The organism is Acinetobacter sp. 226-1 (assembly GCF_030329325.1).
Taxonomy (GTDB): domain Bacteria; phylum Pseudomonadota; class Gammaproteobacteria; order Pseudomonadales; family Moraxellaceae; genus Acinetobacter; species Acinetobacter sichuanensis.
Genome location: NZ_JACANU010000003.1, coordinates 415,126 through 427,346 on the forward strand (window position 1 = coordinate 415,126; position 12,221 = coordinate 427,346).

General features: G+C 35.0%; 8 protein-coding genes and 1 pseudogene. 1 reads left to right on the plus strand and 8 read right to left on the minus strand.

Annotated elements, in window-relative coordinates; genetic code table 11:
* Window positions 1–21: 21 nt before the first annotated feature.
* Both HX124_RS08100 and HX124_RS08105 read right to left on the minus strand, forming a co-directional pair.
* Window positions 22–2,736 (minus strand): TrlF family AAA-like ATPase, encoded by a 2,715-nt coding sequence (locus HX124_RS08100; RefSeq protein ID WP_286382984.1) that lies wholly within the window; start codon window positions 2,734–2,736, stop codon window positions 22–24.
* Between the two features lie 29 nt (window positions 2,737–2,765).
* On the minus strand, window positions 2,766–2,984 hold the full coding sequence (locus HX124_RS08105) for a helix-turn-helix domain-containing protein (RefSeq protein ID WP_286382982.1): 219 nt from the start codon (window positions 2,982–2,984) through the stop codon (window positions 2,766–2,768).
* Window positions 2,985–3,318: 334 nt separating this feature from the next.
* Here HX124_RS08105 and HX124_RS08110 point away from each other — a divergent pair.
* Window positions 3,319–3,576, plus strand: a pseudogene (locus HX124_RS08110) (transposase); the annotation flags it as partial.
* 235 nt (window positions 3,577–3,811) lie between these two features.
* Here the strand turns inward: HX124_RS08110 and HX124_RS08115 are convergent.
* From HX124_RS08115 to HX124_RS08140, 6 genes are all read right to left on the minus strand, one after another.
* Window positions 3,812–4,654, minus strand: coding sequence for a hypothetical protein (locus HX124_RS08115; protein WP_286382980.1), 843 nt, complete (start codon window positions 4,652–4,654; stop codon window positions 3,812–3,814).
* A 3-nt stretch (window positions 4,655–4,657) separates the two neighbouring features.
* The gene (locus tag HX124_RS08120; RefSeq protein WP_286382978.1) at window positions 4,658–5,170 is read right to left on the minus strand and encodes a hypothetical protein; all 513 of its coding nucleotides are present in this window, start codon (window positions 5,168–5,170) and stop codon (window positions 4,658–4,660) included.
* A gap of 6 nt (window positions 5,171–5,176) precedes the next feature.
* Window positions 5,177–5,869, minus strand: coding sequence for a P-loop NTPase family protein (locus tag HX124_RS08125; RefSeq protein ID WP_286382976.1), 693 nt, complete (start codon window positions 5,867–5,869; stop codon window positions 5,177–5,179).
* Window positions 5,870–5,893: 24 nt separating this feature from the next.
* Window positions 5,894–9,337: a DEAD/DEAH box helicase family protein gene (locus tag HX124_RS08130; RefSeq protein ID WP_286382974.1), complete on the minus strand. Its 3,444-nt coding sequence runs from the start codon at window positions 9,335–9,337 to the stop codon at window positions 5,894–5,896.
* A gap of 245 nt (window positions 9,338–9,582) precedes the next feature.
* Window positions 9,583–10,812, minus strand: coding sequence for a PD-(D/E)XK nuclease family protein (locus HX124_RS08135; protein WP_286382972.1), 1,230 nt, complete (start codon window positions 10,810–10,812; stop codon window positions 9,583–9,585).
* A gap of 10 nt (window positions 10,813–10,822) precedes the next feature.
* Window positions 10,823–12,196, minus strand: a complete 1,374-nt coding sequence (locus HX124_RS08140) for a DNA translocase FtsK (RefSeq protein ID WP_286382970.1) — start codon at window positions 12,194–12,196, stop codon at window positions 10,823–10,825.
* Window positions 12,197–12,221 lie beyond the last annotated feature (25 nt).

A 12,221-nucleotide genomic window follows, 5' to 3' on the forward strand; every position in this document is an offset into this window, starting at 1 on the left:
TATAAGTCTATAAATACAATTTTATTGATCCAATCGAATCATACGATTGTATCTTTTTTCTAAAGCCTGAATACCGCCCTCCATGATCTTACACACTTCACTCCTGACCTCTTTCGTTTGTAAAGCACCATGTGAAGAAACTTGGATGACACCTCTATTGTCCAAGGAAATAATCTTTTCTGAATCACCATTTACAACAATATTTGGATTATGAGTTACCACAATAATTTGACGGTGAATCTTACGTTCTTTAACTTTTTCGACAATTAAATCTGTAATTAGTGAATTATCTAAATCATCTTCTGGTTGATCTAAAATAAGAGGCTCATCACCAAACGATAAAAGCAAACTCAAAATGGTGGCAGATTTTTGTCCTGCCGAACCTTTATGGATAGCTTGGAAATTTCCACTCTTGTTTTTAAATTCAATAATGAGATCATCTTCTGGAAACCAAGAAAGTAAATTAAGAGCAAAATTTTCATGTCTTTGCATAGTATATAAATGATCTATTAACCTTTTTTCGCAATTGTCTAAAATATCCTGCCCTAAGGGTTCAGATAATAAAGATTGCTTAAAGCTAATTATTAGATCACTGGCACTCTCTAAATTTTCTTGCTCTTTTATAGCTTTTAATAAATTAAATAGAATCCCTTTTTCTTCTTCATCATCGTAAATACTGCTAATAAATACATTATCCTTTTTATCTATAACTTCCCTAAAAGCACTTTCTTTCATTACACCAAATGGCAAAAGTTTCACTTTCACATTTGATAGATTGCTAAAGTTTTCTTGAATAAACTCTTGTCTAGCAAGAGATATATTCTTTCTAATCAAAATAATTTCTTCATAAACTTCTTTTATCTTTTGATCTATAGCTTCTCTTTCCTGTTTATAGCCTTTTATTTGCTCTAAAATACTCAAGAGCTCTGACTGTTCATGTAATAATCTTGCATGATCATCAAAACTTACACCTGATTGTTCTAAAGATGATATCGTTTCTCTATAAACATCCTCAGCATTTTTTACATTTCTTGAAAATATTCCAGCCGATAAATCACTTTTTAAATCATTAGTTATGGCTTCAATATCATTTAAATACTGGTCTAAACTTCGCTTCAATGAATCAATCTTAGAGTTTAATTGCTCTGCTTTTTCAAGGCTTTCCTCCTGATTCAGAATTAAATTTAGAGAAGTAAAATTTCCTTCATCTTTTAAATTTTTTATATCATGTATTAATTCATCTACCTGAATAAAATAAGCATTAATTTTTTGATTTTTATCATTATAATTTTTAAAATTTTCTATGATTTCTTTATTCTGTTCATTTTCTATCTGCGCTAGAAGATTTGAAATTTCAGACAACCTACCTTCAATATCTTTTTCTTTTGAAATTTTTATTTCAAGCTGCTTCAATTCGAGAAAATCTTTTCCCAAACTCGCTATTTTATTCTGAATTTCTTCGTAATATTTATTAACTTCTTTCTCATTATCTATTACACCTACCAAAAAATAGGGATTTTTAGACATTTCAAAAATTTGTTTTTGACTATAAATACTTACAGGAAATCGGTTAGATATATTTCCATTCTCTGCGATTTCATGACCATCGCTATCTATTTTAAATATCTCAGTCAGATCCCCAACTTTCCAATTTAACTTATACTTCGTATTATCCTTCTCATAAATGCATGAGATAGAAGAATTTTCAGATAAGACGCCTATATCATTCCTATCTTTAGATAGCCTCTTAAATGACTGAAAACTTTTAAGAATTTCTGGAACTAGATCCTTATTACGATTTAATTGTTCCTCTTTCCCTAATATGATTCTAGAATATTCAACTACCGAGGACTTACCTGCACCTCTACTACCAATAATAGAGTTTAGCCAAGGACTAAAGCTTATTTCTAAACCATTTCGCTGATTGATATATTTAAAATTATTAACTTTAATCGAGTGTATGATTTTACTAGATCTAATTAAATTTGGGTCAAGTGGAGAATCTTGCCCTAATTTCACAGAACTACATCCATCAATCAATGCTAACTTAAGACCATCTATATTTGGCTCCCCCATTTTTACCCAAGTAAAACCCTGACCAACTTCTCTCGGCATATGCGCATCGCTACCCAGTACTTTAGGTTTGTCCGCTAAATAATGAAACTTTCTCTGTCTTTTATCATCCCAAGTTTCAAATCTTTCTGGAAAAATGATTTCAACAGCATCTGAAGAATCTATTAATGCTGTATATGTTTGCCATGAATCTATTCCAAAAGCACCTGCCCCTAAGTCCACATGAGCAGGGATAGCTAAACCACCTAAACGATGAATTTCTTCTATCACTTGTATAGGACTTGATTCGCAAGGCGTATCAATTTGTCCAGCAGTTCCTTTTACAGCTCCAATTAGTCCAGCAACATGTTCTGGTGAGCAACTAGGATCAAATATGCCTAAAATATGGATATTGCCATTAGCGGTTATTTCTATGCCAGGAAAAACATAAATTATCTGACCTTCCTCACGAAGGATTTGGGCTTCTGTGATCAAAAGGCTTAACCATTGAGTGGTATTGTGATCTGTAACTGCTACACATTGAATACCATGTTCTAAGTATCTCTCAAGCCATTTCCGAGGTGTAATTTGTTTTGGATCAAATTGCCCTCTAGCATAATCTCCAGAAGCAGGAGTATGAGTATGAAAATCAAACTTCCACCATTTAGCCCCAAAACTAGACATAACACCCTCAATTATTATTTATCAAATACTTATTCTAATAGATTTGGCAATAATTCATAAACTGGAATATTTAATGCATTTGCTAATTCATATAACCTTTCGAGAGTGATATTCACTTCACCTCGTTCGATACGCCCCATATAACTTCGATCTAAATTACACAGTGAAGCAAGTTTCTCTTGAGAGATATTTTTCTCTTTCCTATGTTTCCGAACTAATTGTCCAAAAGCGATACTAAGTTCTGACATTTCAATTCAATTGATCAAAAAACAGAACTATCACTATTTGAGGACTATATATCCACGGACTATAATCCTCTTTTATTATTTTATGCTGTGATTGTTATGTCTATAAGCAATATGCCTATGTTTGAAATTTTTCCACCACTTTTTAACAGTAAAAAGATTGAGCAATGGACAGCTAATGAGTTTTGGAAACACTTAAAACTTAGCAAAAAAGAACGCAATCGCTTTAATCGACAACGCATGTATCGGAGAGATGGATCCGGAAATTTGAACAACTCCTATAAGTGATATTCTGCTCCTCAAATGATGTTATAAACATCAATATATGGAGTATTTTATGGCACGTAGACCAAGAAGAAATCATTCAAATGACTTTAAGGCCAAGGTAGCACTTGCTGCGATCAAAGCAGAAAAAACACTTGCTGAATTGAGTTCTGAGTTTGATGTTCATCAAAACCAAATTATTGACTGGAAAAATCAATTGATCTCAGCTTCCTCGCAAGCTTTCGATCAATCAAAAGCTCCATCAGAACCCCCCATTGATCTAAAAAAACTACATGCAAAAATCGGTGAGCAGGCATTAGAAATTGATTTTTTAGAAGGTGTGTTGAAGAAACTGCGTATTCTGATATAAACCTACCATCTATTCCTATTCAAACCCTATCACTTATTCCTGTTCCGAGTAGGCCACTTAAGACAAATACTTATTGTAATCAGTAATTATCATCAACTAATTAAAACTAAGAATAGTCCACTGAATTTACAAAAAAATCCTCCATAATTTATGATGTATCTTCAGTGAATGTAACCTTCATTTTTATACTTATGACTTAAAATTTAACTTTTAAATTAAAATCAAAACTATTCTTAACTATAGATGCTAATTCAAGTTTAGACTTAAAGGACATAAGTGAACTGTTTTTCCCTTCTGTATCCACATTTGGAAAATTAAGCCCAACATCAATAAGAATGTTCATACTTCTATTACTATCGCTTGCAGATGACATAGATATATTAAGGTCACTTAAATGCGCAGCACCATCTTTAAGTGTAGCTAATTCATGACGGCAAATTTCGTCATTTTCTAAACCATATTCTTCCAGTATTTTTTCTGCTAACAATATTCTTTGCTCAGTTGTATATTCCTTCTGAGTATAACCTTTCATAATTGAAGCAATTTGGTTTAGCGTTTTTTCAGCTTTAGCCGTCAGATCTATATTAGCTTTAGCAACCCTAGATGCAGCACCATCAAGTGATGCTGAAAAATCAGCTTTAGAATTAGAAAAATCAAAATTTTTATGTTCAAACTCAAATGAGGTTGCACCTAATGCCGCAAAAAATCTAGCATAGGCATTTGCTTTTTTTAGATTGTAAGTTAAGAAATCATCTATAACTTCTTCCAAGTTTAAATACTTTTCTTGGGTGTTAAGCCCTTCATCTGAACATACTAGAACTTGATCTACTTTCAATAAACCTAATTTGTCTAATTCACAGAGTTTATCCGACTTCCTTTTTGCAATTCGACTTAAAGGTAGCTGAATAACAGTAACATTGGGTGCAAGTAATAATTCAGAGGTAGACTTATCATTTAAAGCCGTATCAATTGTATCCTGAGACAAACACCATACTACTCGACGATCATCAATATTATTAGGAAAGCTTTTAAGACTCATCTTCTATCCTTTGCTTAATTTTTGAAACAAAAATACTAATATTACGCTTAAACTTATTAATGCTAGTGGAACGAGCCATCTTCGCTTGTTCCTTTTTTTTTTAATTATTCCAAGAATGTATTCGCATTGCTGAGCTAGCAAGTCTGAATTAGATGCATTTCTATTAGTCCTTGTCCAAAAGGAAGTTAATACTTTTTCAAATTCTAACGTAATATGGTTATAGTCTTTAATTATTAAGGCTGTTTTCGACTTTCTTCCAATATTGTCTTTCTGCTGATTTTCAATTAGCAACATAAAATCCAAAAGTTCATTAGGATTTAATTTATAATAACATTCCACATTATGAAAAATTTCTCTTTCGCCTTCATCAGTCAGTTCAAATATCAAATTGTTAACCCACGACTGAGCATTTTCTTCGGTTATTTTTTCAAGAGAATTTTGGGTATATTCATACCAATCATCAGAGCCATTATTGTCTAATGCTTGTGCAAAAATATAAATTTTCATATCTTCCATAATGGGTTATTCTCCCATATGGCCGATAATGAAATGAATAATTTCATTTAATCCCGTTTCATCCTTTATACTCCCAAAATGTAAATAGGCTTTTGAATTATCCACATTTAATCTAGATTTAATATTTTTAAAAAATGCTTCGTCTTGAAGTTCATCGATCAATTGAAGTTTTTGTTGTTGATTATTAAATTCAATACCTTCAAGTAGATCTAAATGAGTACCAATGATAAACATCGGTATATTTTTACCATTTAACTCTTTTTGAATATTTTTTATATCTTTTTCAATTTGATTTTCTACAACTCCATCATCTAAAATCCATTCATCAATTTTAAATAGGTAAATAAAAATATCTGCATTTTTAAGCGCTTTTAACCACTGTTCATAATTAGAAGTAACCCCACTATAATCATTTTGGATACTGTTCAGCCGCACATCCCAACCAAGATCTGCTAGTTTCTTTTTGCTAATTTTAACTTTTTTAACACCAATTGTAGCTTCGTGTTTTAATGTAATTTCACCCTTAAGTAAATAATTTAGTAGCGTTGTTTTACCAGTCGCTCGTTGTCCTAAAATTACTATAGATTTTCCTGAAACCTTCTTTTTTATCGTTTCCCAGTTTTCATATGCTAAATAAGTAGCAAGACCAGTCAGCGCAGCCCCACCTAACCATGCTGCTAAAACCAAAGGCGCAACCATATTTTTCTCCTTAAATAAATATCCTTAAGCCACAGCACTTTCATTAAACGCTTCAACAACCTCAAATATGTTGTCAACATCCGCATCTGCAAATACACCATCTACCCCTTCATAGTGGATTTGATTAAAAGGTGGTTCATAAAGTTGTGCCGCATCCAGTACACCGTTTTGAGTCAAATGCTCAATTAGCATTTCCACAAAACGTATTTGTTTCTCGTTATACGTTGAGCCTTGCAAATACTTAGAAAAAGCTTCCTGAACCGCCTGACGCTCTAATCCCACCAGAGAACGAATGAAGAGAGGTAAGGATTTCTCTGTTCCAAAACATTCTTCAAATTTATCTCGGCTTTCTACTTCTTGTGCTTCAAAAACAAAGCGTTCTAACTCACTTAGATCGGTCGGTGTCAGTGCTAAACCACGCTTTAACTTTGCGATAGTAATATGGTTTTCATTCGCTTTGATGAAACTCTCTACTCGCTTACGGTACTGGGCTAGGTTTACGCCACTTGAAACGACTGGTATATCGACTGCTTGCATATCTCCAATTTCATCATCAAGCATAGAATACACAATGGTTGAGGTTGATTTTTCAATCAGTTTCACCAAGCCACGAATACGTTTACGCATCGCCTCCAGCATTGGCAAGGTGATGCCTTTCCAATATTCCACGGTTTGAATGTCTTGAATCAGCGCAATCTGTTCTGCAACCACAGGAATGTTTTCTTTGCTTTCCAGTTTAGAAGCAATTTCAATCACTTTATTAGCATAGCTTTGAGTTGCTGTATTGTTCTTTTCCAATACTGCCAACTCAAGGTTGTAGCAAAGCATATCAAACAGTTTGGCTTCTAAAGTTTCAGGCTCAAGCTGATTCGGGAGTTTCGAAATGTGTTCTCGTAATGTACCGATGGCAAGATCATCTAAGTTGTTCCAAGCATCATCATTTTTGAAATGTTCAACATGCTCAAGCTCAGACTTTACAATGAAATTGTCATTGTTCATTGACTTCACTTCAGTCTGTAAACTTTGACGCATATCTTGCTGTACAGCTTTTAGCTCTTCGGTGGCATCGTCCTTCGCATTCAGTAAACTCAGGATATTTAAACGTGCTTTAAACAAACGTTGTCCGAGTGGCTCTGTGGTCGATCCAGGTGCACCATCAGGGTTTTCATTGAAGTATTCAAAGTTAGAGCAATAATCGAAAATAAAGAATTCTTTTTTATCTTTTTCAGGGCTAAACAGTTCTTTGCAGAGGCGTGTACCACGCCCGATCATCTGCATAAATTTGACTTTAGAGCGAACCGCTTTAAAGAATACTAAGTTGACCACTTCAGGTACATCAATCCCTGTATCGAGCATATCCACTGAAATCGCAATCTGTGGCTCAGCTAAGTCTTTCTTGCTAAAGTCATCAATTAAGCTTTGTGGATACTTAGTGGCATGAGTAATGACACGGGCAAACTTACCATCATATTGCGGATAGTTTTCATTGAAGCGATCAGCAATAAACTGGGCATGTTTTTGATTGACGGCAAAGATAATGGTTTTACCAAGACGATCACCGCCTTCGGTCTTAATACCATTTTCCATCAAGTGCTTGAGCATTAAATCAATCGTGCCTGTATTAAACAGCTCTTTATTAATCTTGGATGCTGAGACTTCTTCAGGTGCATCTTCATCGCCCCAATTTAGACTGTCCCAGTGTTGTTTTTCCTCTTCTGAGAGTTCGTCATATTTCACGCCTTCACGCATAAATTTAAGCGGAACAGAATAAGCTTTCGGTGGCACAAGATAGCCATCGGCAATGGCTTGGTCGAGGTCGTAGTAATCGGTTGGGACACCGCTTTCTAAGCCAAAGAGTGCGTATGTATCACGGTCAACTTCATCTCGTGGCGTTGCGGTTAAGCCCACCAGTAGGCTGTCGAAGTATTTAAAAATTTCACCAAACTTTTGATAGACGCTACGGTGTGCTTCATCGACAATAATCAGGTCAAACATGCCTGTACCGAATTTACGTGTGCCATCGGCATTCATTTCATCAATCAAGCCGATCATGGTTTGATAGGTAGAGAAATACACTCGTCCGACTTGATTCTTATCTTCCAATAAATTGACGAATGAGGCATCTTTTAAATTGGCTTTAAAGGCATTGTGCGCTTGATTGACCAATGAAGTGCGGTCTGCAAGGAATAATGCCTTTTGTACCACATTGGCTTTCATCAGCACATCGACCAGTGCAATGGCAGTACGGGTTTTACCTGTGCCTGTCGCCATAATCAGTAAGCCTGCACGTTCTTTACGTTGATAAGCTGCAAGCATGGCTTTGATGGCACGAATTTGGTAGTAACGCTCGACAATGTCCGTATTGATCGGGAAGCTGCTTAAATCAGGGTTGTTCTTACGTCTTTCGATCAAGCGTTTGAGTTCTGCTTGCGTATAAAAGCCATGAACTAAGCGTGGTGGGCCACCTTGCACATCATTCCAAATTCGGGTTTTGTAACCATTGGTATAGAAGATGACAGGGCGTTGTCCTGTTTGTTGTTCTAAGCAATCGGCATAAAGTTTGGCTTGTTGCTGTCCAATATCAGGGTCGGTTGATGTGCGTTTGGCTTCAACGACTGCTAAAGGTAAGCCATTAGCATCATACAGTACATAATCCACTGCACCTTTACCCGATGGATTCGGCATACCTGTAACAGCAACTTCTTCTCGAACGGATGTACCAATGTCCCAACCTGCTTCTTCAAGCATGAGGTCAATTTTAAGTTTTCGAGTTTCGTCTTCTTTATAGTCGGTATGGTCTTCAATTTTGCTGTTGGCAATTTTGGCTTGTTCAACGTCTGCACGTTTCTGTGCAAGTTCAGCATCTATATTGGCTAATAGTTTTTCACGCTCTTCTAAACTTGCGGACAGTTCAAATAGTTTTTGTTCACGTTCCCGTAAAGCTTTATGTTGTTCAGCAAACTGTTTTTCTTTAGCTTCTGTTTCTTTTTGCAGTTGTTCTTGGTTGGCGGTGATTTGCTGAGTATTGTCAGCATTTGGTATTAGTTTTGGGTTAAATAAAATCGACTGAGAACGGTCTTTTGATGGTGAGCCATAGTTCCGTTCAAACCAAACATACATCAGGAATAAATGGCTGATGTGTTTTACAGTTTCTTCTGTTGTGAGCTGCTTGAACTTTTTCCCATGTACGGCACTGTTGCCGACCATGCGGATGTTGTCCATTTTGTCCCAAATATAGGGCGGGATAATTTCTTTAAACTTTATGTCGTTGAGTAAGTTATGTAGTGAAGCATCATAAGGCTGAGTCAGTTTTTTATCGTATTGATACAACCACAGTACAAGGTTTTCGAGTGATGTACGAGCCGCAGCAAGGGCAAATTGTGGGGAAATATACACGAGCTTTTCAGCTTCTTTAGCCGTAGCGGCTAAGCTTTTAAATTCAGGTTCTAAAAACTGAAAATTGCTCATTATTCCCTCAAGTAATATTTTTAAATATGCTTTATTTCCATACTATAACCGAATCAACCTTTTGATTTAATGGCTAATTATCTAAAGTATAAGGTTAATTTCAATAATAACTTTATAAAAATAAAATACTGGTTACTGAGAGCAGTCGTTAAAAGCCGTTTGTAGCTGTGCATTCAAGCTAAACTACGTACTATACGGATCTTTACAATCCGTATAGTTCATTTGCCTTTAAAAAATCGGGGACTTTAATGGTTAGCTACACCACTTTTATTCAGTATTTTTTTTATGATAGGGTAAGCTTTTTCTACAAATTCTTCAGCAGAAATAGATTCATTTTCTTCAAGTAAGAGAACATCATAATGATTCTCTTGTTCAATAAAAGGAATATTCTCATTGTTTAAAAAGGCTTGGAATTCAAGTGAATCTTGTTTTTTTATGTATTTCGCTTTAAATCGACGACACCACAAATTGGTGTATGCTGTACTTTTATAAATCTCGAATTCTAATTGGTAATCATCTTGTGTGGTATGCAACGTATTACTATTTAATGAGCCTCCTATAGACGATAGGTTATCTTCGTGCTTTATAAACTCAGCAGCATCTGAAAAACAATCTAGTTCTTGATCTTTTAACAACTCAACAATTTCACGAACCTTTTGTTCATAATACTGATATACCGACTCTTTATTTTTTTCATCTTCAATACTTGCTAAAATTTCACGGTTATTGCGATAAAAATTAACGATGTCCATTTGCATTTTTGCATACTCCGAATGTGGGTTAAATTTTTCAATTGCTGAAATATAATCAATGAGGTAGGTAAGATAATATTGATCTGCCTGTAAGCTCTTTTGTCCAAGCTCTTTTAAAATATGTTTGGACAAGTCAAAGTGAGTCATGACGATATAATTTTCAGGCGTTTCTTCTGGTTCCTTAATGACTAATAGAATAAATTTTAGTTTTTTATCCTTAGGATTATTCGCACGCGCATGTGAAACATAATCTGAAAAAGGATTATCATTTGCATGATGGTGAATCTTATTTTCTATCACGAGGATGTGTTCGTCAGTTTCCACCCAAAGATCAATGCGACCTAATTCAGTCCTTTTTTCTAGAACAATATTCTCCGTATGTATTTGATATGGAAAACTTTCACCCATAACACTAAACAACGCATTGACTACAAGGTCTTTTAAGTTATGTTCTTCTTTGCTGTCCATAAAAAATGCAAGGGTCTTTGAGCTTACATTTTCTAAATGGCTTAACCCCATTATTTCAATAAAGGATTTGCGATGTGTTTTAGTCAGAGGCAGCTTCTTAAAAGCTTGAATTGCATTTTCAGCTCGATAAATACTTAAAGGTATAAATGAATCTTCTTCCTGATCTAAAGGCAATGCCTCAATCAGTTGTTTAAATTGCTCTAAACTACTCTGAGCGGTCTGTAAATCTAGTGGTATCACATGAGCATCTTCCATGTATCTCTCCTTATTTTTTAATTAAAACTGAGTATTTGCCTGCACTTTCACTTTTTTGTATAAAATCCACATGTAACAGCTGATCTATGATTTTTGCAGCCGAGTTATAAGAAATCATTAATTTTCTTTGCAGTTCAGCTGTGCTAATCATCTCTTTCTCACTAACAAATTCAACAGCTTGTGGGAACAGATCATGTAGGGTTATTACATTATCGTCCTCTGGCTCAGCGAGAATACTTTCAAGCGTCTGTATTGCACTTTCTTCATCGAAATTTTCCTCAACATCCTCTTGCCATTCAATATCATCATCTATGACTTCAAGTGCATAATTTTGTGCCATTTCAATAATTCTATTTTTGACTTCTTCTCTTAAGTCCTCAGGGTATTCCACTTCAATCCATTGAGCCTTTTGCACCAACCATTCAAGAAAAGATTGAGTAATCGGCATTTCAGCGGTTAAGGTAAAATAAGTGTCTGCATCATCACTCCATATCTGCTGTGATGGATGAATTTCTGAAAATTTCAGCTCAGAAAGTAAGACGTTTGAGCAATTCAACTGAATTTCTTTCGGTTGATTGTCATCATTGTAGAAACCTTCAAACTCATATTGTTCAATTGCTTTTTGCATATCAACATCTTGTATATCGATGCTTAAGCTTTCTGGCGTTGGTTCAGCATGTAAAATTCGATGCATGGTAAAAGTACGAATCTGGATTTTACGATTATAATTAATTTTAGTAGCGATGAGATACTGCTTTCGGCCTCTCACAATGACCCCGTGTGGCTTGATCGTATAGCGCGTAGCTTCTCTTTCAAGAGCTTCAGGGTGATATAAAATTTCTAACCATGTATTATCTTGGTGAATGCACTTAAAAATAAGTTCTTTAATTTCATTTTTTGGATTGAGATGCGTTTGAAAAGCCCCGTCTAACGCAAAGCCAAATTTTGTCAGCCATACATTTTTGTTTTTTAGTTCTAAAGTGTTTTGAGCTTGTTCAAACTGTTGAGAGAGTGTCTTTTGCCAAGATTCTGGGAAATAAGGTTTTAAAAAGTTGTAACTATGAATAGTTGCAAGTGATTGAAACTCATCTTGAATAATATTTTGTTTATTTAAATTGAGTTGAGCATCTGGAGATAAGCGGTAACAAGCAGAACGACGACCGCTTGCTACGACTTGATCTATATGTCCTCGATGCAAAATTTCATTTAATGTTTTTAAATCACGTTGCAGAGTTTTACGCGGAGCATGGAATGGTTCATAGGTTGTTTTTAAGCTTTCTAGTAAATCTTCGATAGAAATATGGTGATTTGGCGACTTCGGTAATGCCTGAAAGACATTTAAAATCCGAAAAAATTGGGATACGAAAGATTCTTTTGCATTCATAGTTTTATGCTTATTTCTTGAACTT

Bases quoted from the DNA above. Each gene is read 5' to 3' on its own strand.
- HX124_RS08130 (WP_286382974.1), bottom strand. From the start codon at position 9,337: ATGAGCAATTTTCAGTTTTTAGAACCTGAATTTAAAAGCTTAGCCGCT.
- HX124_RS08120 (WP_286382978.1), bottom strand. From the start codon at position 5,170: ATGGAAGATATGAAAATTTATATTTTTGCACAAGCATTAGACAATAAT.
- HX124_RS08125 (WP_286382976.1), bottom strand. From the start codon at position 5,869: ATGGTTGCGCCTTTGGTTTTAGCAGCATGGTTAGGTGGGGCTGCGCTG.
- HX124_RS08115 (WP_286382980.1), bottom strand. From the start codon at position 4,654: ATGAGTCTTAAAAGCTTTCCTAATAATATTGATGATCGTCGAGTAGTA.
- HX124_RS08135 (WP_286382972.1), bottom strand. From the start codon at position 10,812: ATGGAAGATGCTCATGTGATACCACTAGATTTACAGACCGCTCAGAGT.
- HX124_RS08140 (WP_286382970.1), bottom strand. From the start codon at position 12,196: ATGAATGCAAAAGAATCTTTCGTATCCCAATTTTTTCGGATTTTAAAT.
- HX124_RS08100 (WP_286382984.1), bottom strand. From the start codon at position 2,736: ATGTCTAGTTTTGGGGCTAAATGGTGGAAGTTTGATTTTCATACTCAT.
- HX124_RS08105 (WP_286382982.1), bottom strand. From the start codon at position 2,984: ATGTCAGAACTTAGTATCGCTTTTGGACAATTAGTTCGGAAACATAGG.